This is a genomic window from Aquincola agrisoli (assembly GCF_036621135.1).
In the GTDB taxonomy this organism is placed as follows: Bacteria; Pseudomonadota; Gammaproteobacteria; order Burkholderiales; family Burkholderiaceae_C; genus Aquincola; species Aquincola agrisoli.
The window spans coordinates 140,858-166,781 of record NZ_JAZIBG010000031.1 but is presented as its reverse complement, the minus strand read 5'-3'; the positions used below and the strand labels follow the sequence as shown (position 1 = coordinate 166,781).

Here is a 25,924-nt window from a genome sequence, read left to right as displayed (position 1 = left end):
TGATTTTTAAATCCCTGTCAAACACTTGGTCTTTGCAGCCGCTGCAGCGATCTATCCACCACCTCAGCCACCAACCACCGCAAACCTCACATCGCCCACCCCTCTCAGGGCAGAACGCTGCGTGATCAGCGAAGCCTTCGACTGTAGCACGGCAACTGCAAGCAATGCAACACCTCCCGCAGAACGCCTTTGCCAGCACGGCTCCAACTACTGGAGCGTCGCCGCACCGAGCGCGGTGCTGGGCGGCGCGCCGTCCGCCCTCCTGAAGGCGGTCTGAGCTGCCGCCATGGGATCGTCGGCATTCAATACGGTCTCCAGGCTCGCGGCCAATCGCCGCGTATCCGCCCGCAACACGCGCTGCTTGACCGAAGCGATCTGCGCGGGGTGCATGGACAGGCTCCGCAGACCCATCGCCAACATCAGTTCGGTGAAAGCCACGTCGCCGGCCATTTCGCCGCACACGCTCACATGCTTGCCCATGGCGTTGGCCTGCGCGACGCTGTCCGCCACCAAGCGGAGCACCGCCGGGTGCCAGGGGTCGTACAGATGGGAGACATGCTCATCCGCACGATCGATCGCCAGCGTGTACTGGATGAGATCGTTGGTGCCGATGGACACGAAGTCGAAGTAGTGAAGGAAGCGCTTCAGCATCAGTGCTGCGGCAGGCACTTCGATCATGGCGCCGACCTCGACGTCGACGAAGGGCTTGCCGGCTTCCGTCAGTTGCTGCTTGGCGCGCGCAATGGATTCGAAGGTCTGTCGGATCTCGGAGAGGTGCGCGACCATCGGGATCAGCATCCTCACCTTGCCATGCGCGCTGGCACGCAGGATCGCCCTCAGTTGCTGCCGGAACATGGCCGGCTCCGCCAGACTCCAGCGAATAGCGCGCAGGCCGAGTGCGGGGTTGAGCACATGTTCGTGGCGCAGTTCGCTCACCGACATGCGCTCGATGGGCTTGTCCGCGCCGATGTCGACCGTGCGGATCGTCACCGGCAGCCCCTTCATGCCAAGCACGGCCTCCCGGTAAGCCTCGTACTGCTCATCCTCGCCAGGGAGGTCGCCGGGTGCGCGGTTCATGAACAGGAACTCCGTGCGGAACAGCCCCACCCCGACCGCCCCGGCGTCCACGGCTGCCGCGGCGTCGCTCGGCAACTCGATGTTCGCCAGCATGTCGACGGCCTCGCCGTCCAGGGTGACTGCCGGGGTGTGCCGCAGGCGATCCAGCCGAGCGCGCTCGAGTTCGCTTTGGCGCTGACGGAAGCGGTACTCCTCGAGCACGATGGGCGACGGGTCCACGATCACCACGCCACTGTCGCCATCGATCACGACCCAATCGTCCTGGCGGATGAGGCGGCTGGCCTCCCGCGCGCCGACCACGGCCGGGATGTCCATGCTGCGGGCGACGATCGCCGTGTGCGACGTCTTGCCGCCCACGTCGGTCACGAACCCGGTGAACACGCTGCGCCGGAACTGCAGCATGTCAGCCGGCGCGATGTCGCTTGCGACGAGCACCAGGGGATCCTCGCCGCCGAAATCGCGTGGCGCTGCGGGATGGGACACGCTGCCGCCGTCTCCGCGCGCCAGGGCGCGCAGCAGCCGCTCGGTCACCTGCTCCATGTCCGCTTTGCGCTCACGCAGGTAGTCGTCCTCCATCTCGTCGAACTGGCGTGCCAGCACTTCGAGCTGCGCGGACACTGCCCATTCGGCGTTGTAGTGACGCTCCCTCACCCAGTGTTTGGTGGCGTTGGCCAGCACCTCGTCGTGCAGCAGCATCAGGTGCACATCGAGCAACGCCGACAGCTCCGCCGGCGCATCGGACGGCAAGTCCCGTTGCAGCAGCGACAACTCCGCAGCCACCTCGTCGCGGGCCATGCGCAAACGCTCGATCTCGGCGTCCACCCGGGCAGCGTCGATGAAATAGTGCGCCACGTCGATACGGCTGGACGCCACCAGCACCGCACGACCGATCGCCACGCCCCGCGACACCGGCAAGCCGAACACCTGAATGCTCATGCGACCCACTTTAGCAGCGAGTGTTCGGCGATCCGTTCGGGGCATTGCCGGGGTGGACAGGCCGTCACCGCATGGTCATGCCGGCGTCACCCGGCGGTCATCGGCGCTGGCGAGCATGCGCGCCAAAGGAGCCCCGCCGATGATCGATCTGAACCTGTCGCCCTCCTCCGCCCCCCCGGCGATCCAGCCGCGCGCCTCGGAACGGCCGGACTTCGAGGTCGTATGGGCGCGGCACGAGGAGGACGTCCGCGCCGCGCAGCGGCTGCGCTACGACGTCTTCGTGTCAGAACTCGGCGCCCGCATCCGTCCGCAGCCCGGCGTGCCGCCTGGCCACGATGTCGACATCTTCGACAACTTCTGCGAGCACTTGCTCGTACGCACACTGCCGAGCGACGATCGGCCGGCCGAGGTCATCGGCACCTACCGTGTGCTCACGCCGGCGGCCGCTCGACGGGCAGGTGGGTACTACAGCGAGACGGAGTTCGATCTGACGCGCCTGCGCAGCCTGCGCGAACACATGGTGGAACTGGGCCGCTCCTGCGTGCACCGCGACTGGCGCAGTGGGGGAACGATCCTGGCCCTGTGGAGCGCGCTCGGGGATGCGATGAGGCGCAACCAGTGGCATACGGTGATCGGCTGCGCCAGCGTCGGCATGCACGACGGCGGCCATGCCGCCGCAAGCCTGTGGAACCGCCTGAGCGCAGCCCACATGGCATCGATCGAATGGCAAGTGCGGGCGCGCCTGCCGCTGCCCGTCGACGACCTCCGGCAAGATCTGCGCGTCGAGCCGCCCGCGCTCATCAAGGGTTATCTGCGTTGCGGCGCCAAGCTGATCGGCCCACCGGCGTGGGACCCTGACTTCAACACGGCCGACCTGCCCCTGCTGTTGCGCACCGCGGACTTGCCTGCACGCTACCTGCGCACGGGCGCCACCTTCGCTGCCGCTACTGACCCTCGCCGAACTTGTCGTTGACCAGCGCGACCAGCGCGTCGTGTGCCGCCTGCTCGTCGGCGCCCTCCACCTCCAGCACGACCTCCGCGCCCAGGCCCGCCGCCAGCATCATGACTCCCATGATGCTCTTGGCATTCACTCGGCGATCGTTGCGCGACAGGTGGATCTCGCTGGAGAAGCCACCGGCCAGCTTGGTGAGCTTGGCGGAGGCGCGGGCATGCAGGCCCAGCTTATTGCTGATGGTGAGCGTGGTCTTGAGCATCTGAGTGGGGTTGATAGGCCTGGTTCTGCGGACGGGTGACACCCACCGGCATGACGCCCTGCGTGGCCCCGGCCAACGCCCGGGTCACCAGGTTGTCGAGGGTTTCGTCGCCGTAACAGAGGGCGCGCCACAACATCGGCACGTTGACACCGGTCACGACACGCACCTGCGCGCCGTCGGCCAGGCGCTGCGCCACGTTGCAGGGCGTCGCGCCGAACACGTCGGTGAAGATCAGCGCCTGGGGGTTGCGCGCACGCGCCAATGCGGCCCGCGCCAGCGTTTCCACCGTTTCGGGCGACATGTCGGGCGCCACGTCAACCGCCTCGATCCGTGCCGCGCACTCCGGGAAGGTGTGCTGCGCCACTTCACGCAGGGCCGACGCCAGCGGCGCATGGGCGAGGATGACGAGACCGGGAATCATGGGGGATGGAGCGTACTCGGGATTGCCCGTAGGCCCTACCCGGTTGTTACAAACCCGTTGGTTCGAGGGGGAGCGGACCGCGTCCGGGCGGCTGACGGCCACACCCTGGCCCCAGGGCGCGCCTCAGCCACCCGCCCGAAGCCCTCCCTGGAACGTATCCACCGCCTCCTGCACGGGCCACGGCCCCAGCACCGTCGCCTGGTACACGCGGGTGCCCCGGGTGAACAGCGCCACATGCGCCTCGATCCGGCCGCCGTCCGGCCGCCGCCCTTCGATGCGCAGCCGACGGGCGCCCGCGTGCGGCGTGGCGCCCGGCACCTGCAGCGGCTGCGCCTGCGGCGCGGTCGACGCCCGGAGGTTGGCCGCGGCGGCCGCGACCAACGCGTCGAGCGCCACGCCGACTTGCGCGGGGTCATGCACGTCCGCGATCGTCAGCGCGAAGGTCATGTCGCTGGCGTCGCACGCCAGCACCGTCATGTCGACGCTCGCGGCGCCGAGCGGCACGCGTCGGGTCGGGCCGCTGGGCTTGCAGGGGAACAGGGCCTGCACCTCGGCCCCTTCCGGCCGGACCTCACGCCAGTTCAGCGTCGGCGAGCAGGCGGCCAGCATCGCGCCGCCGGCCGCCAGCGCCGCCAGCCAGCGCCGGCCGGGAAACAACATGGGGAATCCTGTCGAAGCCACGAAACATTATCCCGGGCGCCGCACCCCCGCCCCCGGGCCGTACGATCCGGCGCATGACCCTCCCCGCCGATCCCCAGCCCCCCGCTCACGCCGCCGAGACACCCGGTGCCCTGGCCGGCGTGCGTGTACTCGATCTCTCCCGCGTCCTGGCAGGCCCCTGGTGTACCCAGACCCTCGCCGACCTGGGCGCCGACGTGATCAAGATCGAGCGTCCGCCCGGGCAACGGCACCCGGGCGGCGACGACACGCGAGGCTGGGGCCCGCCGTTCCTGAAGGACCGGGACGGCCACGACACCGCGGAAGCCGCCTACTACCTCGGGGCGAACCGTAACAAGCGGTCGGTGACCGTCGACATCGCCACCCCGGCGGGCCAGGCGCTGATCCGTCGCCTGGCCGCGCAATGCGACGTCTTCGTCGAGAACTACAAGGTCGGCGACATGGCCCGCTACGGCCTGGACGCGACGACGCTGCTGCAGTTGAACCCACGGCTCGTGTACTGCTCGGTGACAGGCTTCGGCCAGACCGGCCCGTACCGTGAGCGGGCCGGCTACGACTACGCGATCCAGGGCCTCGGCGGCCTGATGAGCATCACCGGCGAACGCGACGACCTGCCTGGCGGCGGCCCGCAGAAGGTGGGCGTGGCGGTAGCGGACCTGTTCACCGGCATGTACGCCACCGTCGCGATCCTGGCGGCGCTGCGCCACCGCGACGCCACCGGCCAGGGCCAGGCCATCGACATGGCGCTGCTGGACACGCAGGTGGCGATGCTCGCCAACATGGGCGCCAATTACCTGGCCAGCGAGGTCACGCCCCGGCGCGCCGGCAATGCACACCAGAACATCGTGCCCTACCAGGTGTTCGAGGCCGCCGACGGCCACCTGATCCTCGCGGTCGGCAACGACAGCCAGTTCGCCAAGTTCTGCGACGTGGCCGGCCTCCCCCATCTGGCAGCCGACCCGCGCTTCGCGAAGAACGCCGACCGCGTGCGCCACCGTGACACGCTCGTACCGCTGCTGGCCGGCACGATGCGCGGCCGCTCCAAGCACGACTGGCTCTCCGCGCTGGAGGCGGCGAAGGTGCCCTGCGGCGCGATCAACGACCTGGCCGAGGTGTTCTCCGACCCGCACGTGCTGGCGCGCGGCATGGTCAGCCAGGTGCCTCATCCGCACACCGACGCGCTGCGGCTGGTCGCGAGCCCCATGAAGCTCTCGGCCACCCCGCCCACCGTGCGGCGGCCGCCGCCGCTGCTCGGCCAGCACACCGACGAGGTGCTGGCGGAATTCGGCCTCGACGCCGCCGCATGCCAGGCCCTGCGCGACGAAGGAGCGATCTGATGGACTTCGTGCTGGTGCATGGCGCCTGGCACGGCGCGTGGTGCTGGCGGCGTGTGCTGCCCGGCCTGTGGGCTGCCGGGCACCGCGCCTTCGCCGTGTCGCTCAGCGGGGTGGGCGAGCGGGCGCACCAGCGCCACGACGGCATCCGCCTGGCCACCCACGCCGACGACGTCGCCGCCGTCATCGAGGCGGAAGAACTGCAGGCCGCCGTGCTCGTCGGCCACAGCTATGGCGGCATGGTGATCACGGCCGTGGCGGACCGCCTCGCGCCGCGCCTGTCGCACCTGGTCTATGTCGACGCCGTCGTGCCGCTGCCCGGGGAGAGCTGGTCCAGCGGCCACAGCCCCGACACCCAGACCGCGCGCCGCGCCGGCATCGCCTCCACCGGCGCCATCGCACCGGCCGACCCGGCGGCCTTCGGGCTGAGCGGCGACGATGCGGCGTGGGTCGCACGGCGTCAGACGCCCCAGCCCGGCGGGGTCTACGACGACCCCCTGTCCTTCGATGCCACCCGCATCGAGGCCCTGCCTCGCACCTTCATCGACTGCACGTCGCCGGCCCTGCCGACCATCGCGCCGATGCGGCAACGGGTGCGCGCCATGCCCGGCTGGCGGGTGATCGAGATCGCCACGGGCCACGATCCGATGATCAGCGCACCCGAGGCCCTGCTGCAGGCCCTGCTGGGCGTGGCGGCCGCGGCGACCGCTCGAAACACTTCTTAAGCAGTTCGAGCCGGCAGGCGGCGCGATAGCCGGCATTAATTCACAAACTTCAAGCCCGCTCCGCGCGCCAGCCCCGGCCCGCGGGGAGCACGATCCCGCCTCCAGCGGCGAGCATGCCGCCCTCACCCCGATGCAATTTGTTGCATTTATGTTGGGGTGTTGCCACACCCGGCCGATGGGCCGGGAGGCAGTAGTGGCTTGAAGGACCCCCATGCATTTGTCGGATGCTCCGCCCCTGCCGTCGCCCGCCGCGACGACGGGACTCTCAGACTCCACCGCCTGGCCGCGCGTGCTGACCGAAGCCGGCGCGGAAATCGCCGGCCCGCTCTCGCGCGCCGCCGACCGCCTCGAGGCCCTCGTCCAGTCGGGCCGGCTCGAACCGCATGAGGCCGCCGCACTGCGCGAGGCCGTCGAAGATGCCCGCGCCGCCGCCATGGCGACCCAGCAGCTCGCACGCCTGACCGCCGGCCGGCTGCGCCAGAGCCATGAGCGCATCGACCTCTGCACGCTGCTCGGCGAGGTGCTGCAGCAGCAGGCCCCCGTGTTGCGGCAGCGCGGCCTGGCCGCGCGCGCCAGCCTGAAGCCGGCGGAGGTGCTGGTCGACCCCTCGCTGCTGTTCGGCCTGCTGCATACCCTGCTCGACTGGGCCGGCCGGCTCGCGCGCGCGCCCATCCAGCTGGCGCTGGGCCACCAGGCCTGGCCACCGCATGCCCAGTTGACGTGCCGCTTCGTGCACTGCCCACCCGACCAGGTCGCCGATCCGGCCGCGGCGCATCCCGCGCCCGCGCTGGACACCCTGCGCTGGCGGCTGCTGCAGCAGACCGCCCGCACCATGGGGCTGCGGCTGGACCGCAGCGACAGCGCCACCCAGACCCTGGTGACGATCGAGTTTCCGCGCACCGTCAACGAGGCCGGCGAAGGCGTCAGCGCGCAGGAGGCCGAACCGCTGCCGGGCCCGGCGGCCGGCACGCCGTCGCGGCCCCTGGCCGGCGCCAGCGTGCTGGTCATCGAACCGCGCCGCGAGCGCCGCACGCAGGTCCGTGAAGCGGTGCAACACCTGGGGCTGATCCTCGACTTCGCGGGCTCGATCGAGGAAGCCCGCGACTTCTGCCACGGCGGCCTGCCGCACACCATCGTCTACGCCGCGCTGGTGCGCGGCCTGCGGCTGGACATCCTGCGCTCGGAAATCCTCGCCAGCGTGGCCGACTTCCCGTTCATCGAGATCGAGGAGCAGGGCTCGGTGCTCGAGATCTCCGACGGCGCCACGCGGCCCATCGCCCGCGTCGGCCGCGAAGCCCTCGGCCGCACGCTGCCCGCCGCACTGGCCTACGAGCTCGGCAAGCGCCTGGGCGGCTGAGCTACCCGCCGAACACCTTCCTGAGGATCGCGCTGCCCGTGCCCACCGGGTCGCGCCGCATCTGGCGCTCCTGCTCGCCGATGACCAGGTAGAGGCCGTCGAGCGTGCGCCCGGTGACGTAGCCGCGCAGGTCGGCGTCGCGCTCCTTCAGCAGGCCGAGCCGGGCGGCGCGGCCGGCCACCGCGTCGTACTTGGCCGCCAGCGACACCTTGTCGGTCGCCCGGCCCACGATGGGCAGGAACTGCTGCGTCAGCGGCTCGCGCGTCTTGCGGGCGAAGAAGTCGGTCACCGACGTGTCGCCGCCCTTCACGATGCGCAGCGCATCCTCGACGGACATGGACTTCGCCGCGTTCACCAGCAGCGTGCGCGCCTGCGGCACCGCCGCCTCGGCCGCGCGGTTCATCGCGGTGACCAGCGCGTCGAGTTGGCGGCCGTAGCCCGCAGCCTTCAGCAGCCCGGAGGCCTGCGCCAGCGGCCCCGGCAGGTCGATGCGGACTTTCGGATTGCCGAGGAAACCATCGGTGCGGCCGAGCAGTCCAACCGCCGCGATCGCACCGCGTTCGATAGCGGCGCGCACGCCGACGGCCGCGTCGCTTTCGCTCAGCGACCACGCCGGGCCGGCAAACCCGACCACGCCGAGGGATGCCGCCATCGCCATAAACTCGCGCCGCTTCATTTGGAATCTCCCATGACATCCGCCAGACACACCGCCGCCGCCGTCGCCATCGCCCTGCTGGTGGGCGCGGGAGGCTACCTGGGTTGGCAGAGCTTCGGCGCGCGCGAGACGGCGCCGCCAGTGTCGTACACGCTGCTCGACGGCAGCAAGGGCAGCATCGACGCGTTGCGCGGCAAGGTCGTGCTGGTGAACTTCTGGGCCACGAGCTGCACCACCTGCGTGGCCGAGATGCCGCAGATCGTCTCCACCTACGACAAGTACAAGGCGCAGGGCTACGAGACCATCGCGGTGGCGATGAGCTACGACCCGCCGGCCTATGTGTCGCGCTTCGCCGAGACCCGCAAGCTGCCCTTCGGCGTGGCGATCGACAACACCGGCGAGATCGCCAAGCGCTTCGGCGACGTGCAGCTCACGCCCACCACCTACCTGATCAACAAGCGCGGCGAGATCGTCAAGCGCTACGTCGGCGCGCCGGACTTCGCCGCCCTGCACAAGCTGGTCGAGCAGTTGCTGGCCGAGGCCTGAGCGGCGCGCCAGCAACACGCGGGCAAAGCGCCGCTGTTCTGATCCGCTGCCGGCACGCACCGGGCCCCGGAAGGCATCATCGTCCCTGGCTCCGCCCGTGCGGACCTCGAGGACACTGCATGCAAGAAGAAAACCAGGCCGGCGCCGCGCCGGCCACCGCTGCCGCACGGCAGCCCAGCCGGCGTGCGCGCTGGCTCGGCCGCGCCGTCGCGGTGCTCGCGCTGCTGGCGCTGGCCGGCCTCGCCTGGTACCTGACCCACCGCGCCAGTGCGCCGGCGGCACCGGGCACCGCCGCCCGCGGCCCGGGCGGCCCCGGCGGGCCGCCGTTCGGCGGCGGCGGCCCCACCACCACGGTGGGCGTGGCGCGTGCAGAGCAGGCGGACATCCCCGTCATCCTGGAGGCGCTCGGCACCGTCACGCCATCGGCCACGGTGACGGTGCGGCCGCAGGTCTCGGGCGTGCTGACCCAGGTGCGCTTCCGCGAGGGCCAGATGGTCAGGGCTGGCGACGTGCTGGCCGTCATCGATCCCCGCCCTTTCGAGCTGGCACTGATGCAGGCCGAGGGCCAGCGCCGCCGCGACGAGGCCCAGCTCGAACTCGCGCGGCTGACGCTGCAGCGCTACCAGACGCTGCTGCAGCAGGACTCCATCGCCCGGCAGGACGTGGACACGCAGGCCGCCGCCGTCAAGCAGCTCGAAGGCACGGTGCTGTCCGACCGCGCGAGCGAAGGCACGGCGCGCCTGAACCTGGGCTACGCCCGCATCACCGCGCCCGTCGCCGGCCGCGTCGGCCTGCGGGTGGTCGATGTGGGCAACGTCGTCTCGGCGGGCGATGCCGCCGGCGTCGCGGTGATCACGCAGCTGGCGCCCATCGACGTCACCTTTTCCGTGCCGCAGGACCGCGTGCCGGAGATCGAGCGCCGCACCGCGCAGGGCGCGACGCTGCCGGTCACCGCGCTCGACCGCACACGTGCGGCGGTCCTGGACACCGGCCTCTTCTCGACGCTGAACAACGAGATCGACACCGCGACCGGCACGGTGCGCGCGAAGGCGCGCTTCTCAAACGCCGGCCGTGCGCTGTTCCCGAACCAGTTCGTCAACGTCCGGGTGGAGCTGGACACGCTGCGGGGCGTCGTCGTGGTCCCGGTCGCGGCCCTGCGCCACGGCAACAACGGCGACTACGTCTACGTGCTGAACGAGGACCGCACCGTCTCGCAGCGCCCGGTGATGCGCGGACAGGCGACGACCGACCGCGTGCAGATCGTGCGCGGGCTGTCCGCCGGCGAGTCGGTGGTCACCGAAGGCGCCGACCGGCTGAAGGACGGGGCGCGCGTGCAGGTCGCCGGCCAGCGCCCGGCCAGCAGTGCGAGCGTGCCGGGCCGGGGCGCCTCCCGCCCCGCCGGCGCGGCAAGCCGCCCGCAACGGCGGGCCAGCGCCGCGGCCTCGTAGGCCTTTGCCGCCATGAACCCCTCGCGTCCCTTCATCCAGCGGCCGGTCGCCACCTCGCTGCTGATGCTGGCCATCCTGCTGGCCGGCCTGGTGGGTTTCCGCTTCCTGCCGCTGTCGGCGCTGCCGCAGGTCGACTACCCGACCATCCAGGTGCAGACGCTCTACCCGGGCGCCAGCCCCGAAGTGATGAGCCAGACCGTCACCGCGCCGCTCGAACGCCAGCTCGGCCAGATGTCGGGCCTGGAGCGCATGAGCTCCACCAGCGCGGCCGGCGTCTCGGTGATCACGCTGCAGTTCGGGCTCGAGCTCGCGCTCGATGCGGCCGAACAGGAAGTGCAGGCCGCCATCAACGCCGGCAGCTCGCTGCTGCCCGCCGACCTGCCTGCGCCGCCGGTCTACGCCAAGGTCAACCCGGCCGACGCACCGGTGCTGACGCTGGCCGTCACCTCCGACAGCCTGCCGCTCACCGAGGTGCAGAACCTCGTCAACACGCGGCTGGCGCAGAAGATCTCGCAGGTGAGCGGCGTGGGCCTGGTCACCCTGTCGGGCGGGCAGCGGCCGGCGGTGCGCATCCAGGCCGACACGCAGTCGCTCGCCGCCTACGGCATCGCGATCGACACGCTGCGCAGCGCCATCGGCGCGGCCAACGCCAACAGCGCCAAGGGCAGCTTCGACGGCGCGACCCGCTCGTACACCATCAACGCCAACGACCAGCTGCTGACGGCCGAGGAATACAAGAACCTCATCGTCGCGTGGCGCAACGGCGCGCCGGTGCGCATGAAGGACGTCGCCCGCGTGGTCGACAGCGCCGAGAACGTGCGCCTGGGCGCCTGGTCCGGCCACGGCGGCGGCGCGCTCAAGCCCGCCATCATCATCGACGTGCAGCGCCAGCCGGGCGCCAACGTGATCCAGACGGTCGACGCGATCCGCGCCCGGCTGCCCGCGCTCACCGCAGGCATGCCGGCCTCGGTCGAGGTGCAGGTGCTGGCCGACCGCACGCGCGGCATCCGCGCCTCGGTCGAGCACGTGCAGATGGAGCTGGTGCTGGCCGTGGTGCTGGTGGTGCTGGTGATCTTCGCGTTCCTGCACAGCCTGCGCGCCACCGTCATCGCGAGCCTGGCCGTGCCCATCTCGCTGGTGGGCACCTTCGGCGTGATGTACCTGCTGGGCTACAGCCTCAACAACCTGAGCCTGATGGCGCTGACCATCGCCACCGGCTTCGTGGTGGACGACGCCATCGTGATGATCGAGAACATCGCGCGCCACATCGAGGAAGGCGAATCGCCGATGGCCGCCTCGTACAAGGGCGCCTCGGAGATCGGCTTCACGATCATCTCGCTCACGGTGTCGCTGATCGCCGTGCTGATCCCGCTGCTGTTCATGGGCGACGTGGTGGGCCGGCTGTTCCGCGAGTTCGCGATCACGCTGGCCATCACCATCCTGATCTCGGCCGTGGTCTCGCTCACCTTGGTGCCGATGATGTCGGCCCGATGGTTGAAGCCGGCCCCCAAGACGCCTACGGCGTCGTCCCCCCGAGGGGGAGCCGGGCCCGCTGGGGAGCGGCCCGGCGCGGGCCCGGAGCCGGCCCCCAAGACGCCTGCGGCGTCGTCCCCCCGAGGGGGAGCCGGGCCCGCTTGGGAGCGGCCCGGCGCGGGCCCGCAGCCGGCCCCCAAGACGCCTGCGGCGTCGTCCCCCCGAGGGGGAGCCGGGCCCGCTTGGGAGCGGCCCGGCGCGGGCCCGGAGCCGGCCTCCAAGACGCCTGCGGCGTTGCCGGCCGGCAACGCCATCCAGCGCTTCTTCGACCGCGTGATCGGCCGCTACGACCGCGGCCTGCACTGGGTGCTGGCGCACCAGGGCCTCACGCTCGTCGTGGCGGCGGCCACGCTGGCCTTGACGGTGCTGCTGTACCTGCTCATCCCGAAGGGCCTGTTCCCGGTGCAGGACACCGGCCAGCTGCAGGCGCGCATCGAGGCCGCGCCGTCGGTGAGCTACGAGCGCATGGCGGCGCTGCAGCGCCAGGCCGCCGAAGCGATGCTGCAGGATCCGGACGTCGAGAGCCTCACCTCCTTCGTCGGCGTCGACGGCGCCAACAGCACGATGCTGCATGCCGGCCGGCTGTTCATCAACCTGAAGACCGGCCGCAGCAGCTCGCAGGCCGAGACCATGGCACGGCTGCACGAGCGGGTGGGCCGGGTCGCCGGCGTCACGCTGTCGCTGCAGCCGACGCAGGACCTGACGATCGACGCCGAAACCGGCCCGACGCCCTACCGCGTGTCGATCGAAGGCGCCGACACGGCCACCGTCACCGAATGGACGCTGCGCCTGGCCGAACGCCTGCGGCAGTCACCGTCGATCAGCCAGGTGAGCACGGATGCGGGCGCCCAGGGCCGCGCGGTGCAGGTCACCCTCGATCGCGACACCGCATCGCGCCTGGGCATCACGGCCACCGCGCTGGACGAGGCGCTCTACAGCGCCTTCGGCCAGCGCATCGTGTCGACCATCTTCACCGAGACCAACCAGTACCGCGTGATCCTCGAGGCACGGCCCGACCTGCTGACCACGCCCGATGCGCTGCGCCTGCTGCACCTGCCGACCAGCTCCGGCACCGCGACGCCGCTGTCGGCCTTCGCGCGCATCGAGGAGGTGGCGGCGCCGCTGCAGGTGACGCATGTGGCGCAGTACCCGTCCGCGACGCTGGGCTTCGACACCGCGGCCGGCGTCTCGCTGGGCGAGGCGGTGGATGCCATCCGTGCCGCGGCGCAGGAGATCGCGCTGCCGGCCAGCCTGACGCTGCACTTCCTCGGCGCGGCGGGCGCCTACGAAAACTCGCTGTCGAACCAGCTCTGGCTGATCCTGGCCGCCGTGGTGTGCGTGTACATCGTGCTGGGCGTGCTGTACGAAAGCACCGTTCACCCGCTGACGATCCTGTCCACGCTGCCCTCGGCCGGCGTCGGGGCGCTGCTCGCGCTGATGATCGCCGGCCACGACCTCGGGGTGATCGGCATCATCGGGATCATCCTGCTGATCGGCATCGTCAAGAAGAACGCGATCATGATGATCGACTTCGCGATCGACGCGGAGCGCCACGAAGGCAAGTCCCCGCAGGAAGCCATCCACCAGGCGGCGCTGCTGCGCTTCCGGCCGATCCTGATGACGACGATGGCGGCGCTCTTCGCCGCACTGCCGCTGATGTTCAGCTTCGGCGACGGTGCCGAGCTGCGCCGGCCGCTGGGGCTGGCGATCTTCGGCGGGCTGGTGGTGAGCCAGGTGCTCACGCTGTTCACCACGCCGGTGATCTACCTGGCGTTCGACCGGCTGGGGCGGCGGTTGTCGCCGTCGACTGTGTCTTCTGCTAGTTCGGTGCGGTTGCCATGAAAGCAGTTTGTGGGCTGCGTCGTCGTTGGGTGGCTGGTGCGCGGCAGGTGGGGTCCGCGGGGGGCTCATGCTGGGGTGGTCGGCGCGTTGCGCCGACTCCGCTGCGATGCTCGGGCCCAGGTCGTGCCGCCGAACTCACTTCGCTCACTGCGTTCAAACAAGCGTCGGCAAGTCAGTTGTTGATGCGCGCTGCGCGCGCCGACCTCGCCCCTGCGCTTCTCGCCACCCCAGCAATCGCCCCCCGCGGACCCCACCTGCCGCGCAGGCACCGGTGGCTCCCTGCTTGGAAAAAAAGGCCACCCCACGCACGCGCCCAGCCGGCGAACGAGGCGCCAGCGAGTACGCACAAGCCCCCAAGCACCACTCCTTCTGCTGGGGGGTGCGGGGCTGCGCTGTGGCGTGCGTGTGAGGCGCCGAGTAGCGCAGGGCGCCTGGGGTGCGCGCGCAGCGCGCTTCGTCATCTGACCCGCCGCGGCTGTTTGAGTGCAGTGAACGAAGTGAACGTAGCGAGTTCGGCGGCGCACCCCAGGCGATCGAGCAACGCAGGGAAGTCGGCGCTTCGCGCCGACCGCCTCAGCCGCACGCCACAGCGCAGCCCCGCACCCCCCAGCAGAAGCCGCACACCCCCATGAATCTCAGCGAGCCCTTCGTCCGCCGCCCGATCGCGACGATGCTGCTGACACTCGGCATCGCGCTGGCCGGCATCGCCGCGTTCTTCGTGCTGCCCGTGGCCCCCCTGCCGCAGGTCGACTTCCCCGCCATCTCGGTCAGTGCCAGCGTGCCGGGCGCCAGCCCCGAGACCATGGCCACCAGCGTCGCCACGCCGCTGGAGCGCAGGCTCGGCGTGATCCCCGGCGTCAACGAGATGACCTCGCGCAGCGGCAGCGGCTCGACGCGCATCACCCTGCAGTTCGACCTCAACCGCAAGATCGACGCCGCCGCGCGCGAGGTGCAGGCGGCCCTGAACGCGTCGCGCGCCGACCTGCCCGCCACGCTGCGCAGCAACCCGACGTACCGCAAGATGAACCCGTCGGACGCGCCGGTGATCATCCTCGCGCTGACCTCGCCCACGCGCACGCCGCAGCAGATCTACGACGAGGTGTCCAGCCTGGTGCAGCAGAAGGTGGCGCAGGTCAAGGGCGTGGGCGACGTGGAGGTGGGCGGCGGCTCGCTGCCGGCGGTGCGGGTCGCGCTGAACCCGCTGGCGCTGGCGCGCCACGGCATCGCGCTCGACGACGTGCGCGCGGCGATCCAGTCCGCCAGCGCCAACCGCCCCAAGGGCGCGATCGAGGGCGAGGGGCTGCGCATGCAGGTCTACACCTCGCAGATCGGCCGGCTGGCGGAAGACTACCGCCGGCTGGTGATCGCCTGGCGCAACGATGCCGCGGTGCGCCTGTCCGACGTGGCGACGGTGAGCGACGGACCGGAGGACCGCCGCACGCTCGGCCTGGTCAACGGCAGCCCGGCGGTGATCGTCCTGATCACGCGCCAGCCGGGGGCCAACATCATCGAGACGGTCGACGGCGTGCGCGCGCTGGTGCCGCAGCTGCAGGCGCAGCTGCCCGCCGACATGACGCTGCAGGTCGCCTCCGACGCCACCCACTCGATCCGTTCCTCGCTGCGCGAGATCGAGCTGACGCTGCTGGTCTCCATCCTGCTCGTGGTGCTGGTGGTGAGCCTCTTCCTGCGCAGCGTGCGCGCCACCATCGTGCCGGCGGTCGCCACCGTCGTCTCGCTGCTGGGCACCTTCGGGGTGATGTACTTCCTCGGGTTCAGCCTCAACAACCTCAGCCTGATGGCCCTGACGGTGGCCACGGGCTTCGTCGTCGACGACGCGATCGTCGTGCTGGAGAACATCAGCCGGCACATCGAGGCCGGGCGCAACCGCTTCGAGGCCGCGCTGCAGGGCGCACGCGAGGTGGGCTTCACGGTGGTCTCGATCAGCCTGTCGCTGGTGGCGGTGTTCATCCCGCTGCTGTTCATGGACGGGCTGGCGGGCCGGATCTTCCGCGAGTTCGCGGTCACGCTGTCGGTCTCGGTGCTGATCTCGCTGGTGATCTCGCTGACCACCACGCCGATGATGTGCGCCTGGCTGCTCAAGCCGGGCGCCGTGCAGCGTGCGCCGGGCCGGCTGGCGCGCTGGTCGGAGCGCGGCTTCGAGCGGCTGCTGCGCGGCTATGCGCACAGCCTCGACTGGGCCCTGCATTCGCCCGGGCTGGTGATGTTCATCCTGGCCGCGGTGGTCGGCCTCAACGTGTGGCTGTTCGCCGCGGTGCCCAAGGGCTTCTTCCCGCAGCAGGACACCGGGCAGATCAACGGCGGGCTGCGGGCCGACGAGAGCATCTCTTTCCAGGCGCTGCAGGCCAAGCTGAAGCAGCTGGTCGACATCATCCGCGCCGACCCCGCGGTCGACACGGTGGTCGGCTTCACCGGCGGCGCGCGGGCCGGCGGCGGCTTCCTCTTCGTCAACCTGAAGCCGCTGGCCGAGCGCGGGGTGGGCGGACAGGCAGTGATCGCGCGGCTGCGGCCGCAGCTCGCGCAGGTCAGCGGCGTGAGCCTCTTCCTCAACACGGTGCAGGACCTGCGCATGGGCGGGCGCCAGAGCAGCTCCACCTACCAGTACACGCTGAAGAGCGACAACGCCGCCGACCTGCGCGCGTGGGCGCTGAAGCTGGCCGAGTCGATGAAGCAGCAGCCCGCGCTGGTCGACGTCGACACCGACCAGCAGGACAACGGCGTCGAGACCTTCGTGCACATCGACCGCGACAGCGCTTCCCGCCTGGGCGTGAGCTCGCGCGACGTCGACGCCGCGCTCTACAACGCCTTCGGCCAGCGCCAGGTCGCGACCATCTACGGAGAGCTGAACCAGTACAAGGTGGTGATGGAGGTGGCCCCGCGCTACGCCCAGAGCCCGCTGGCGCTGAACGACGTCAACGTCGCGGTGCGGGGCACCGCCGACGCCGCGGCGGCGGCCGCCAACGCCTCGCTGCGCGATGCCTCCACCGGCCAGGCGGTGAGCACGCAGGCCCGCGGCATGGTGCCGCTGCCGGCCATCGCGCGCTTCAGCGAGGAAAGCACGCCCTCGTCCGTCAGCCACCAGGACGGCGAGCTGGCGACCACGCTGTCCTACAACCTGGCGGAGGGCTACACGCTGTCGGACGCGCAGGCGGCGATCCGGCAGGCCGAGGCCGACATCGGCATGCCCATCAACGTGCGCGGCAGCGTGCAGGGCACGGCTGCCACCTTCCAGCAGTCGCAGGGGCAGCAGCCGCTGCTGGTGCTCGCGGCGCTGGTGGTGATCTACATCGTGCTCGGCGTGCTGTACGAGAGCCTGGTGCATCCCATCACGGTGCTGTCGACGCTGCCTTCGGCCGGCGTGGGCGCGGTGCTGGCCCTGCTGATGTTCCGCATGGAGTTCTCGCTGATCGCGCTGATCGGCGTGTTCCTGCTGATCGGCATCGTCAAGAAGAACGCGATCCTGATCATCGACTTCGCGCTCGACGCCGAGCGGGCGCGCGGGCTCAGCGCCTTCGAGGCGGTGCGCGAGGCCTGCCTGCTGCGCTTCCGCCCGATCCTGATGACGACGCTGGCCGCCGCCCTCGGCGCGCTGCCGCTGGCCATCGGCTTCGGCGAAGGCTCCGAACTGCGCCGCCCGCTGGGCATCGCGATCATCGGCGGGCTCGTCGCGAGCCAGCTGCTGACGCTGCTCACCACGCCGGTGGTCTACCTGCTGCTCGACAAGCTCCGCCGGCGCCAGCCCGGCGAGCAGCACCTGAGCCGCCACGTCGACACGGCCAACCCTTCCCTGCCGCGATGAACCCCTTGCGATCGAATGCATCCCCGCGCCGCGGTGCGCGCCCGAAGGTGCCGGCGCCCGCTTCGGCGCCGCCGGGCCTTCCGCGTGCCGCCATCCGACGGCCGCCGCGCAATGCCGTCACGTGGGCCGCCGCCGGCCTGGCGCTGGCGCTCGCGGGCTGCGCCAGCACGCCGCTGCCCGACGCCTCGCCGCTGTCGCCCCCCGCGCAGTTCAAGGAGGCGCCGCCCGCCGGCTGGCTGCATGCCGCGCCGGCCGACCTGGCCGCCCGCGGGCCGTGGTGGCGCCTCTTCGACGACCCGGTGCTCGACCGCTGGGTGGAAGCGGTGGAGGTGTCGAACCAGAACGTGGCCGCCGCGGCGGCCTCGTATGCCCAGGCCCGCGCGCTGGTGCGCGAGCAGCGCGCGAGCCGCTGGCCTGCGGTGGATCTCTCGGGCGGCGCCACGCGCAGCGGCGGCGAAGCCTCGACGTCCCCCGCCAACCGGCGCTACCAGCTCGGCCTGGGCGCGAGCTGGGAGGCCGACGTGTGGGGCCGCGTGGCCGGCAGCGTGGCGGCGGCCGGCGCCCGGGCCCAGGCCAGCGAGGCCGACCTCGCGGCGGCGACGCTGTCCGCGCAGGCCGAGGTGGCGGCCAACTACTTCTCCCTGCGCGAGACCGACGCGGAGATGGCCCTGCTGGCCGACACGCTGGCAGCCTACGAGCGCGCCGCGCAGATCGCCCGAAACCGCTACGACGCAGGCCTCGCGCTCAGGAGCGACGTGCTGCAGGCCGAGACGCAGCTCGCCAACACCGAGGCCGACCGCGTCGCGCTCGAACGCCAGCGTGCGCAGCTGGAGCACGCCATCGCGGTGCTGGTGGGCCGCGCGCCGGCCGACTTCGACCTGCCGGCCGGCGCGCTCGCCGACACCCTGCGCGCCGACCCGCCCGCGGTGCCGGCGGGCCTGCCGTCCACGCTGCTGCAGCGGCGCCCCGACATCGCCGCCGCGGAGCGCCGCGTGGCCGCCGCCAACGCGGACGTGGGCGTCGCGCAGACGGGCTTCTACCCGAGCTTCACGCTGACGGGTCAGTACGGACTGTCGAGCACCCGCGTGTCGGACCTCTTCAGCGCCTCGGCCGCCGCCTGGTCGCTGGGGTTGTCGCTCGCGCAGGCGGTGTTCGATGCGGGCGCCACGCAGGCCCGCGTCGACCAGTCGCGTGCGTCGTGGGAGCAGGCGGTGGCCGGCTACCGGCAGACGGTGCTCACCGCCTTCCAGGAGGTGGAGGACCAGCTCGCCGCGCTGCGCACGCTGGAGCGCCAGCTGGCGCTGCGGCGCATCGCCTCGGCCGCGGCCGACCAGACCGAGCAGCAGGTGCTCAACCGATACCGGGCCGGGCAGGTCGGCTTCACCGAAGTCGTGACGGCGCAGGTCTCGGCGCTGTCGGCGCGGCGCAGCGTGCTGCAGCTCATCGGCCAGCGGCAGACGGCGACGGTGTCGCTGATCCAGGCGCTGGGGGGCGGCTGGCGGTGACGGCGCACCCACATGAGGGGTTCTCTACAATCTTCGGGTGCCTGAACGCCTCGATGTCCTCCCCCAGTACCTGCTGCCCAAGCAGGCCCTCACACGGTTTGCCGGCTGGGTCGCCTCGGGCCGCTGGGGCGGCACGACGACCGGCATCATCCGCCGCTTCGTGGCGCGCTACGGCGTCGACATGTCCGAGGCCGCCGAGCCCGACATCACCCGCTACGCGAGCTTCAACGACTTCTTCACCCGGGCGCTGAAGCCCGGGGCCCGCCCGCTCGCCGAGGCCGAATGGGTGTGCCCGGTGGATGGGGCGATCAGCCAGTTCGGGCCGATCGAGCACGACCAGATCTTCCAGGCCAAGGGCCACCGCTACAGCACCACCGCGCTGGTGGGCGGCGATGCGGCGCTGGCCGCCACCTTCGAGCACGGCAGCTTCGCCACGCTGTACCTGAGCCCCAAGGACTACCACCGGATCCACATGCCCTGCACCGGCACGCTGCGGCGGATGATCCACGTGCCCGGCGACCTGTTCTCGGTCAACCCCACCACGGCGCGCGGCGTGCCGGGCCTGTTCGCCCGCAACGAGCGCGTGGTGTGCCTGTTCGACTCGGCCCACGGCCCCTTCGTCCTGACGCTGGTGGGCGCCACCATCGTCGGCAGCATGGCCACGGTGTGGCACGGCGTGGTCAACCCGCCGCGCTCGGGCCAGGTGCGCGAATGGACCTACACCGGCGCGCAGGTCGTGCTCGAACGTGGCGCCGAGATGGGCCGCTTCCTGCTCGGCTCCACCGTCGTGATGCTGTTCCCCCGCGGCACCCTGCGGTTCAACCCCGCCTGGGCGCCCGGCGGCGCGGTGCGCATGGGCGAAGCGATGGCCGTGCGCGCATGACGGCACCCGCCGCACTGCAGGGCCGGCCCCCGCGCACCGAGCGCGAGGTGCGCATCGACCTGGCCGCCGCCTTCCGGCTGGCGGCCCTCAACGGCTGGGACGACACCGTCTACACGCACCTGTCGGCCACGGTGCCGGGCGAGCCGGGGGCCTACCTCATCAACGCCTTCGGCCTGATGTTCGACGAGGTCACCGCCTCCAGCCTGGTGAAGGTGGATGCGCGCGGCGAGGTCATCGACGGCTCGGGCCGCCCGGTGAACCCGACGGGCTTCACCATCCACGGCGCCGTGCACGCCGCCCGCCCCGAGGTGGAGTGCGTGATCCACCTGCACACGCCGTGGGGTGTGGCGCTGTCGATGCTGCCCGAAGGGCTGCTGCCGACCTCGCAGTACGCGATGCGGCTGCACGGCCGCCTCGGCCGCCATGCCTACGAAGGGCTGGCGCTCGGCGCCGACGAGCAGCGCAGGCTCGTGGCCAGCCTCGGCGCGCTGGACGGCCTGATCCTCGACAACCACGGCACGCTGGTCGTCGGCCGCACCGTGGCCGAGGCCTGCATGCTGATGCACCTGCTGGAACGCGCGGCCCAGGCGCAGCTGCGGGCCCAGGCGGGCGCACGCGGCGGCATCCAGGTCGTCAGCGACGAACTGGCCGCGCGCACCTACCGCCAATGGGTGGGCGACGGCCGCGAATGGGACGGCGATGTCGAGTGGCCGGCGCTGCGCCGCCGCCTCGACCGGCTGTCCCCCGGTTACCAGGACTGAACCAGGAGCACCCCATGCCGACCATTCGCGTCGAACTCTTCGAAGGCCGCACCGTGGAACAGAAACGGGCACTGGCCCGGGCGCTCACGGAAGCCACCGCACGCACGCTGGGCGGCTCGCCGGACAGCGTCGACGTGCTGTTCTACGACATCGCCCGCCACGACTGGGCCACCGGCGGCACGCTGTGGTCGGACAAGACGGCCGCGCCGCCGCCCGACGCGGCGCCGCTGGCCGACTAGGGTCGATCGGCCGCTGTGCCGGCCGTCACGCCACCGCGTCCGCCACGCCGGCCGCGTGGGCCTGCTGGTCGGCGTGGTAGCTGGAGCGCACCATCGCGCCGACGGCGGCGTGGGTGAAGCCCATCTTGTAGGCCTCGTCCTCGAACATCTTGAAGGTGTCGGGGTGCACGTAGCGGCGCACCGGCAGGTGGTGGCCGCTGGGCGCGAGGTACTGGCCGATGGTCAGCATGTCGATGCCGTGCTCGCGCATGTCGCGCATCACCTGCAGGATCTCCTCGTCGGTTTCGCCCAGGCCGACCATGACGCCGCTCTTGGTCGGCACGCCGGGCGCAAATTCCTTGAAGCGCTTCAGGAGGTTCAGGCTGTACTGGTAGTCGGACCCCGGGCGCGCTTCCTTGTACAGGCGCGGCGCGGTTTCCAGGTTGTGGTTCATCACGTCGGGTGGCGCGGCCTTCAGGATCTCGAGCGCACGGTCCATGCGGCCGCGGAAATCGGGCGTGAGGATCTCGATGCGCGTCTCGGGCGACAGCTCGCGCGTCTGGCGAATGCACTCCACGAAGTGCGCCGCGCCGCCGTCGCGCAGGTCGTCGCGGTCCACGCTGGTGATCACCACGTACTTCAGGCGCAGCGCGGCGATGGTCTTGGCCAGGTTCAGCGGCTCGTCCACGTCGAGCGGGTCGGGCCGGCCGTGGCCGACGTCGCAGAACGGGCAGCGGCGGGTGCACTTGTCGCCCATGATCATGAACGTGGCGGTGCCCTTGCCGAAGCATTCGCCGATGTTCGGGCAGCTGGCTTCCTCGCACACCGTGTGCAGCTTGTGCTCGCGCAGGATCTGCTTGATCTCGTAGAACCGGGTGGTGGGCGAACCGGCCTTGACGCGGATCCAGTCGGGCTTTTTCAGCGTTTCGGCCGGCACGATCTTGATCGGGATGCGCGCCGTCTTCGCCTGCGCCTTCTGCTTGGCGGTGGCGTCGTAGGGCACGGCCACGGCCGGGGCGGCAGCGGGAACGGCGGGGGTGGCGGGCGGAAGCTGGTTCATGGGGTCAACTGGGCCGCCAGGCGCTGTCCGAAGCGCGCGGCGGCCTCGCTCCAATCGGTCGAGACGCCGAGTCTAGCGAGATCGACCGTTTGCAGCCCGGCATAGCCGCAAGGGTCGATGCCCAGGAAGGGCTGCAGATCCATCGCCACGTTCAGCGCCACGCCGTGGTAGGTGCGGTGCTGGCTCACCTTGATGCCGAGCGCGGCGATCTTGCCGAGGCCGCGGAACGGGTCGTCCGCCGGCACGGGGCCGGTGAGCGCGGCGTGCGAGAACGGGTCGTCGAGCCGCACGTAGATGCCCGGCGCGCCCGCCACCCGGTGGCCGGTGACGCCGTAGCCTTCCAGCGTCTTCAGCACGGCGCTTTCGATGCGGTAGACGTATTCCTTGACGTAGATGCCCAGGCGCCGCAGGTCGACCAGCGGGTAGGCCACCACCTGGCCGGGCCCGTGGTAGGTGACCTGGCCGCCGCGGTGGGTCTGCACCACCGGGATGCCGTGGGCATGGCGCACGTGCTCGGGCCGGCCCGCCACACCCTGCGTGTAGACCGGATCGTGCTCGCAGAGCCAGAGCTCGTCGGGCGTGTCGGCGGTGCGCGTCTCGGTGAATGCGCGCATCGCGGCTTCGGTGGCGGCGTAGTCGACGCGGCCGAGGGTCTTGACGATCATGGTGCGGCAGCGCCCCGTGGCAGCCAGGGGCCAAAGAAGGGCGAGCCGCGCAGGCCGCGCGCCGCTCGCGTAAGGTATGGAAGCCGCCGGGCGACGGACCGCCCAAGGGGCCCATGCCGGCCACCGGCTTCGCGACCGCCCAGGAGAACCCGATGAGCACGCCGCTGCGCCTTCTGATGACCGCCCTCGCCGCGTCGCTGCTGACCGCCGCCGCAGCGGCAGAACCGACGCCGGCCCAGCGCCAGGCCCTGCAGGCCCGCCTGGAAGCCGCCGTGCTGGACCACGAACAGGGCCGGCTGGCGCAGGCGCGCGAGGCGTTCGAAGGGCTCGCACGCGCCGGCGTGCCGGCCGCCGACTACAACCTGGCGGTGATGCACCTGCAGGGCGAGGTGCCCGGCGCCAGCCGCGCCGAGGCGCTGCGGCTGATGACGCGGGCGGCCGAGCACGGCTTCGTCACCGCCGCGTATGGGGTGGCGCAGCTCTACGAGACGGGCGACGCGGGGCGACGCGACCTGCCGCAGGCCAACCGCTGGTACCTGCGGGCGGCGGAAGGCGGCAGCGTCGACGGCCAGCTGGCGATCGCGACCGCCTATTACCTGGGCCGCGGCGCCGCCAAGGACCTGCCGGCCGCCGCGCACTGGTACCGCGAGGCGGCCAAGGGCGGCGACGTCGGGGCGCAGTACATCCTCGCGTCGATGTACGAGGCGGGCGACGGCGTGGCGCACGACCTGCGGCTCGCGCGCTACTGGTACGACATCGCCGCGCGCAACGGCGACGAGGCCGCGCCCGGCAAGCGCGCGGAAATGGATGCGAAGCTGGCCGCCGGCGCGGCCCCGGCCGTCACAGGACGACCTTGACCATCGGGTGCGTGGTCAGCGTGCGGTAGAGCTCGTCGAGCTGCTCGCGGCTGGTGGCGGTGACGGTGATCGTCACGCCCAGGTACTTGCCGCCCTTGCTGGGGCGCAGTTCCACGGTGGCGGCGTCGAACGTCGGGTCGAAGCGCTCGGCCACCTGCGTGACCGCATGGACAAAGCCGTCGACGTTCTCGCCCATCACCTTGATGGGGAAGGCGCTGGGGTACTCGATCAGCGATTCTTCGGGCGGGATGGGGCGCATGGTGGCGGTGTTCATGGGGTCGATATGCGGCCGGCGGCGCGGATTCCAACCGGCCCGTCAGATCGACTGGGCCGCCTTGGCACGCTGGTAGGCCTCGTAGAGCCGCGCGTAGACCGGACCCGGCTTGCCGCGCAGGGCGCCGTGGCCGACCTCCTCGCCGTCGATGCGCGTGACCGGCAGCACCTCCTTGGTCGCCGCGCTCAGCAGCACCTCGTCGGCGGCGCGCACGTCGGCCTCGGCGATCGGGCGCAGGTTGTAGGCGATGCCCACCTCCTCGCACAGCTCGCGCAGCAGGTCGTAGCGGATGCCTTCGAGCACGTGCTCGCTCTTCGGTACGCCGAGCAGCGCACCTTCCTGCACGATCCACACGTTGCTGTGCGAGGCCTCGGTCAGCCAGCCGTCGCGGAACAGGATGGTCTCGACCGCACCCTGCTCGGCCGACATCATCCGGGCCAGCACCGCGCCGAGCAGCGAGGTGGCCTTGATGTCGCCGCGCTCCCAGCGGAAGTCGCGCGCGGTCGTGCAGGCCACGCCCTGGTGGCGCTGCTCGGCCGGCACCGGCTTGAACGTGTTGGTCATCGCAAACACCGTGGGCACCATGCCCGGCGGCGGCACGTGGTCGCGCGGCGCGACGCCGCGGGTCACCTGCAGGTACAGCACCTGGTCGTCGGCCGGGTGCGCAGCGACCAGCTCGCGCAGCACCGCGAGCCACTGCACGTCGGTCAGCGGATGCGGGATGCGCAGCTTGTCCAGGCTGCGGCCCAGGCGCGCGATGTGCTCGTCGAAGCGGAAGAGGCGCCGGCCGTAGACCGGGATCGCCTCGTAGGCGCCGTCGCCGAAGATGAAGCCGCGGTCGAGCACCGAGACCTTCGCGTCGCACAGGCGCGTCATTTCCCCGTTCAGGTAACAGAGGGACTCGGGCAACGCAGTCATGCGGACCTCCACGGCGTCAACAGGCACACCTTACTTGATCCAGAGCCTCAGCGCGTCCCAGGCGCGGCCGAAGATGCCCGCCTGCTCGACCGGCTCCAGCACCACGAGCGGCACCTCGGCCAGCGGCGCACCGCTGGCGCTGCTGACCTTCAGCGTACCGACGCGCTGGCCCTTGGTGAGGGGAGCGACCAGCGGATCGGTGCGCTCCACCTTGGTCTGCAGCTTGTCGCCCTCTCCCTTGGGCAGGGTGACGTAGACGGCGCCGACCGCGCCCAGCTTGGCTTCGCGCTGGGTGCCCTTCCAGACTTCGGGCGTGGCGATGGGCTTGCCGTCCTCGAACAGGCGCACGGCGTCCCAGGCCTGGTAGCCCCAGTTCAGCAGCTTCTGGCTCTCGCTCGCGCGGGCCTCGCGCGACGAGGTGCCCATCACCACGCTGAGCAGGCGGCGCTTGCCGTTGGGCATGTCGCGCTGCGCGCTGGCCACCAGGCAGTAGCCGGCGGCATCGGTGTAGCCGGTCTTCATGCCGTCCACGGTGCCGTCGCGGCCGAGCAGCAGGTTGCGGTTGTCCTGCTTGATCTTGTTGTAGGTGTAGCTGCGCACCGAGTAGTACGGGTAGTACTCGGGGAAGTCGCGGATGACGTGCGCGGCGACGACGGCGATGTCGCGCGCGCTGGTGCGGTGGCCCGGCTCGGTCATGCCGGTCACGTTCTTGAAGCTGGTGTTCTTCAGGCCCCAGGCCTGGGCCTGGCGGTTCATGCGGTCGACGAAGGTCTCGACGGAGCCCGAGACCCCCTCGGCCAGCGCCACCGAGGCGTCGTTGCCCGATTGGATGATCATGCCGCGCAGCAGTTCGTCGACCTTGGGCGTCATCGTGGTGTCGATGAACATCAGCGACGGGTCGCCCTTGCGCTCGTCCCATGCGCGCTTGCTGACGGGCAGCGTCTGCTCCAGCGTCAGCTTCTTCTCGCGCAGCGCGGTGAACACCACGTAGGCGGTCATCAGCTTGGTCAGCGAGGCGGGGTCGGTCGCGACGTCGGCCTCGCGCTCGGCCAGCACCTGGTTGCTGGTCAGGTCCATCAGGATGTAGTTGCGCGCCGCGAGTTCGGGCGCCTGCGGGGCCTGGGCCCAGGCGGACACGGTACCGGCAAATGCCAGCACGAAGGAGAACAGTTTTTTCATTCGGACAAGGACAAGGAGAGA

The 25,924-nt window shown here is 71.3% G+C and carries 23 protein-coding genes; 13 read left to right on the top strand and 10 right to left on the bottom strand.

From position 1 onward, the window contains the following. Positions 1 to 207 precede the first annotated feature (207 nt). Complete coding sequence (ptsP, locus tag V4F39_RS16420) at positions 208 to 2,013, bottom strand: phosphoenolpyruvate--protein phosphotransferase (RefSeq protein ID WP_332290785.1); 1,806 nt, start codon at positions 2,011 to 2,013, stop codon at positions 208 to 210. Positions 2,014 to 2,152: 139 nt separating this feature from the next. Between ptsP and V4F39_RS16415 the strand changes: the two genes are divergently transcribed. Next, a complete protein-coding gene (locus V4F39_RS16415) occupies positions 2,153 to 2,986 on the top strand; it encodes a GNAT family N-acetyltransferase (protein ID WP_332290784.1) in 834 nt (277 codons plus the stop codon). On the opposite strand, the gene V4F39_RS16410 is transcribed toward V4F39_RS16415, so the two are convergent. The 3 genes from V4F39_RS16410 to V4F39_RS16400 all read right to left on the bottom strand — a co-directional run bounded on the left by V4F39_RS16410 (position 2,958) and on the right by V4F39_RS16400 (position 4,308). Further along, positions 2,958 to 3,227, bottom strand: coding sequence for an HPr family phosphocarrier protein (locus tag V4F39_RS16410; protein WP_332290783.1), 270 nt, complete (start codon positions 3,225 to 3,227; stop codon positions 2,958 to 2,960). The two genes, V4F39_RS16415 and V4F39_RS16410, sit on opposite strands and share 29 nt — an antisense overlap. Next, on the bottom strand, positions 3,196 to 3,645 hold the full coding sequence (locus tag V4F39_RS16405; protein ID WP_332290791.1) for a PTS sugar transporter subunit IIA: 450 nt from the start codon (positions 3,643 to 3,645) through the stop codon (positions 3,196 to 3,198). The genes V4F39_RS16410 and V4F39_RS16405 overlap by 32 nt, the downstream gene beginning before the upstream one ends. Before the next feature lie 126 nt (positions 3,646 to 3,771). Next, the gene (locus tag V4F39_RS16400) at positions 3,772 to 4,308 is read right to left on the bottom strand and encodes a hypothetical protein (RefSeq protein WP_332290782.1); all 537 of its coding nucleotides are present in this window, start codon (positions 4,306 to 4,308) and stop codon (positions 3,772 to 3,774) included. 74 nt (positions 4,309 to 4,382) lie between these two features. Here V4F39_RS16400 and V4F39_RS16395 point away from each other — a divergent pair, with 74 nt between their 5' ends. The 3 genes from V4F39_RS16395 to V4F39_RS16385 all read left to right on the top strand — a co-directional run bounded on the left by V4F39_RS16395 (position 4,383) and on the right by V4F39_RS16385 (position 7,742). Continuing rightward, complete coding sequence (locus V4F39_RS16395) at positions 4,383 to 5,663, top strand: CaiB/BaiF CoA transferase family protein (protein WP_332290781.1); 1,281 nt, start codon at positions 4,383 to 4,385, stop codon at positions 5,661 to 5,663. After that, on the top strand, positions 5,663 to 6,385 hold the full coding sequence (locus tag V4F39_RS16390) for an alpha/beta fold hydrolase (RefSeq protein ID WP_332290780.1): 723 nt from the start codon (positions 5,663 to 5,665) through the stop codon (positions 6,383 to 6,385). The genes V4F39_RS16395 and V4F39_RS16390 overlap by 1 nt, the downstream gene beginning before the upstream one ends. Positions 6,386 to 6,674: 289 nt before the next feature. Continuing rightward, positions 6,675 to 7,742 (top strand): hypothetical protein, encoded by a 1,068-nt coding sequence (locus V4F39_RS16385; protein ID WP_332290779.1) that lies wholly within the window; start codon positions 6,675 to 6,677, stop codon positions 7,740 to 7,742. 1 nt (position 7,743) lies between these two features. On the opposite strand, the gene V4F39_RS16380 is transcribed toward V4F39_RS16385, so the two are convergent. Continuing rightward, a complete protein-coding gene (locus tag V4F39_RS16380; protein WP_378235131.1) occupies positions 7,744 to 8,418 on the bottom strand; it encodes a DUF4197 domain-containing protein in 675 nt (224 codons plus the stop codon). 12 nt (positions 8,419 to 8,430) lie between these two features. On the opposite strand from V4F39_RS16380, the gene V4F39_RS16375 reads away from it, so the two are divergent. From V4F39_RS16375 to V4F39_RS16340, 8 genes are all read left to right on the top strand, one after another. Continuing rightward, entirely contained in the window at positions 8,431 to 8,943 is a 513-nt protein-coding gene (locus tag V4F39_RS16375; protein ID WP_332290777.1) for a TlpA family protein disulfide reductase, read from the top strand. A gap of 119 nt (positions 8,944 to 9,062) precedes the next feature. Further along, positions 9,063 to 10,391, top strand: coding sequence for an MdtA/MuxA family multidrug efflux RND transporter periplasmic adaptor subunit (locus tag V4F39_RS16370; RefSeq protein ID WP_332290776.1), 1,329 nt, complete (start codon positions 9,063 to 9,065; stop codon positions 10,389 to 10,391). A gap of 12 nt (positions 10,392 to 10,403) precedes the next feature. Further along, positions 10,404 to 13,766, top strand: coding sequence for an efflux RND transporter permease subunit (locus tag V4F39_RS16365; RefSeq protein ID WP_332290775.1), 3,363 nt, complete (start codon positions 10,404 to 10,406; stop codon positions 13,764 to 13,766). 628 nt (positions 13,767 to 14,394) lie between these two features. Continuing rightward, entirely contained in the window at positions 14,395 to 17,583 is a 3,189-nt protein-coding gene (locus V4F39_RS16360; RefSeq protein ID WP_332290774.1) for an efflux RND transporter permease subunit, read from the top strand. Then, positions 17,580 to 19,088: an efflux transporter outer membrane subunit gene (locus V4F39_RS16355; RefSeq protein WP_332290773.1), complete on the top strand. Its 1,509-nt coding sequence runs from the start codon at positions 17,580 to 17,582 to the stop codon at positions 19,086 to 19,088. The genes V4F39_RS16360 and V4F39_RS16355 overlap by 4 nt, the downstream gene beginning before the upstream one ends. A gap of 37 nt (positions 19,089 to 19,125) precedes the next feature. Continuing rightward, on the top strand, positions 19,126 to 19,971 hold the full coding sequence (gene asd, locus V4F39_RS16350; protein WP_332290772.1) for an archaetidylserine decarboxylase: 846 nt from the start codon (positions 19,126 to 19,128) through the stop codon (positions 19,969 to 19,971). After that, a complete protein-coding gene (locus V4F39_RS16345) occupies positions 19,968 to 20,732 on the top strand; it encodes a class II aldolase/adducin family protein (RefSeq protein ID WP_332290771.1) in 765 nt (254 codons plus the stop codon). The genes asd and V4F39_RS16345 overlap by 4 nt, the downstream gene beginning before the upstream one ends. A 14-nt stretch (positions 20,733 to 20,746) precedes the next feature. Then, entirely contained in the window at positions 20,747 to 20,971 is a 225-nt protein-coding gene (locus tag V4F39_RS16340; protein ID WP_332290770.1) for a 4-oxalocrotonate tautomerase, read from the top strand. 25 nt (positions 20,972 to 20,996) lie between these two features. Here V4F39_RS16340 and lipA read toward each other — a convergent pair whose 3' ends face one another. Both lipA and lipB read right to left on the bottom strand, forming a co-directional pair. Then, complete coding sequence (gene lipA / locus V4F39_RS16335) at positions 20,997 to 22,010, bottom strand: lipoyl synthase (RefSeq protein ID WP_332290769.1); 1,014 nt, start codon at positions 22,008 to 22,010, stop codon at positions 20,997 to 20,999. Beyond that, positions 22,007 to 22,675 (bottom strand): lipoyl(octanoyl) transferase LipB, encoded by a 669-nt coding sequence (gene lipB, locus V4F39_RS16330; protein ID WP_332290768.1) that lies wholly within the window; start codon positions 22,673 to 22,675, stop codon positions 22,007 to 22,009. Before lipB ends, lipA begins: the two co-directional genes overlap by 4 nt. Before the next feature lie 152 nt (positions 22,676 to 22,827). Between lipB and V4F39_RS16325 the strand changes: the two genes are divergently transcribed. Beyond that, a complete protein-coding gene (locus V4F39_RS16325) occupies positions 22,828 to 23,532 on the top strand; it encodes a tetratricopeptide repeat protein (protein ID WP_332290767.1) in 705 nt (234 codons plus the stop codon). Here V4F39_RS16325 and V4F39_RS16320 read toward each other — a convergent pair. Genes V4F39_RS16320 through V4F39_RS16310 form a run of 3 tightly spaced genes read right to left on the bottom strand, consistent with a single transcriptional unit; the run spans position 23,516 to position 25,903 of the window. Next, complete coding sequence (locus V4F39_RS16320; protein WP_332290766.1) at positions 23,516 to 23,806, bottom strand: YbeD family protein; 291 nt, start codon at positions 23,804 to 23,806, stop codon at positions 23,516 to 23,518. The genes V4F39_RS16325 and V4F39_RS16320 overlap by 17 nt on opposite strands. 42 nt (positions 23,807 to 23,848) lie before the next feature. Next, positions 23,849 to 24,724: an aminotransferase class IV gene (locus V4F39_RS16315; RefSeq protein WP_332290765.1), complete on the bottom strand. Its 876-nt coding sequence runs from the start codon at positions 24,722 to 24,724 to the stop codon at positions 23,849 to 23,851. Between the two features lie 30 nt (positions 24,725 to 24,754). Continuing rightward, positions 24,755 to 25,903 (bottom strand): D-alanyl-D-alanine carboxypeptidase family protein, encoded by a 1,149-nt coding sequence (locus V4F39_RS16310; protein ID WP_332290764.1) that lies wholly within the window; start codon positions 25,901 to 25,903, stop codon positions 24,755 to 24,757. Between the last annotated feature and the right edge of the window lie 21 nt (positions 25,904 to 25,924).

What these genes read in the sequence shown, in the direction of transcription:
- ptsP (WP_332290785.1), bottom strand. Translation starts at nt 2,013, where the DNA reads ATGAGCATTCAGGTGTTCGGCTTGCCGGTGTCGCGGGGCGTGGCGATC.
- V4F39_RS16415 (WP_332290784.1), top strand. Translation starts at nt 2,153, where the DNA reads ATGATCGATCTGAACCTGTCGCCCTCCTCCGCCCCCCCGGCGATCCAG.
- V4F39_RS16410 (WP_332290783.1), bottom strand. Translation starts at nt 3,227, where the DNA reads ATGCTCAAGACCACGCTCACCATCAGCAATAAGCTGGGCCTGCATGCC.
- V4F39_RS16400 (WP_332290782.1), bottom strand. Translation starts at nt 4,308, where the DNA reads ATGTTGTTTCCCGGCCGGCGCTGGCTGGCGGCGCTGGCGGCCGGCGGC.
- V4F39_RS16395 (WP_332290781.1), top strand. Translation starts at nt 4,383, where the DNA reads ATGACCCTCCCCGCCGATCCCCAGCCCCCCGCTCACGCCGCCGAGACA.
- V4F39_RS16390 (WP_332290780.1), top strand. Translation starts at nt 5,663, where the DNA reads ATGGACTTCGTGCTGGTGCATGGCGCCTGGCACGGCGCGTGGTGCTGG.
- V4F39_RS16380 (WP_378235131.1), bottom strand. Translation starts at nt 8,418, where the DNA reads ATGAAGCGGCGCGAGTTTATGGCGATGGCGGCATCCCTCGGCGTGGTC.
- V4F39_RS16375 (WP_332290777.1), top strand. Translation starts at nt 8,431, where the DNA reads ATGACATCCGCCAGACACACCGCCGCCGCCGTCGCCATCGCCCTGCTG.
- V4F39_RS16370 (WP_332290776.1), top strand. Translation starts at nt 9,063, where the DNA reads ATGCAAGAAGAAAACCAGGCCGGCGCCGCGCCGGCCACCGCTGCCGCA.
- V4F39_RS16365 (WP_332290775.1), top strand. Translation starts at nt 10,404, where the DNA reads ATGAACCCCTCGCGTCCCTTCATCCAGCGGCCGGTCGCCACCTCGCTG.
- V4F39_RS16360 (WP_332290774.1), top strand. Translation starts at nt 14,395, where the DNA reads ATGAATCTCAGCGAGCCCTTCGTCCGCCGCCCGATCGCGACGATGCTG.
- V4F39_RS16355 (WP_332290773.1), top strand. Translation starts at nt 17,580, where the DNA reads ATGAACCCCTTGCGATCGAATGCATCCCCGCGCCGCGGTGCGCGCCCG.
- V4F39_RS16345 (WP_332290771.1), top strand. Translation starts at nt 19,968, where the DNA reads ATGACGGCACCCGCCGCACTGCAGGGCCGGCCCCCGCGCACCGAGCGC.
- V4F39_RS16340 (WP_332290770.1), top strand. Translation starts at nt 20,747, where the DNA reads ATGCCGACCATTCGCGTCGAACTCTTCGAAGGCCGCACCGTGGAACAG.
- lipA (WP_332290769.1), bottom strand. Translation starts at nt 22,010, where the DNA reads ATGAACCAGCTTCCGCCCGCCACCCCCGCCGTTCCCGCTGCCGCCCCG.
- lipB (WP_332290768.1), bottom strand. Translation starts at nt 22,675, where the DNA reads ATGATCGTCAAGACCCTCGGCCGCGTCGACTACGCCGCCACCGAAGCC.
- V4F39_RS16325 (WP_332290767.1), top strand. Translation starts at nt 22,828, where the DNA reads ATGAGCACGCCGCTGCGCCTTCTGATGACCGCCCTCGCCGCGTCGCTG.
- V4F39_RS16320 (WP_332290766.1), bottom strand. Translation starts at nt 23,806, where the DNA reads ATGAACACCGCCACCATGCGCCCCATCCCGCCCGAAGAATCGCTGATC.
- V4F39_RS16315 (WP_332290765.1), bottom strand. Translation starts at nt 24,724, where the DNA reads ATGACTGCGTTGCCCGAGTCCCTCTGTTACCTGAACGGGGAAATGACG.
- V4F39_RS16310 (WP_332290764.1), bottom strand. Translation starts at nt 25,903, where the DNA reads ATGAAAAAACTGTTCTCCTTCGTGCTGGCATTTGCCGGTACCGTGTCC.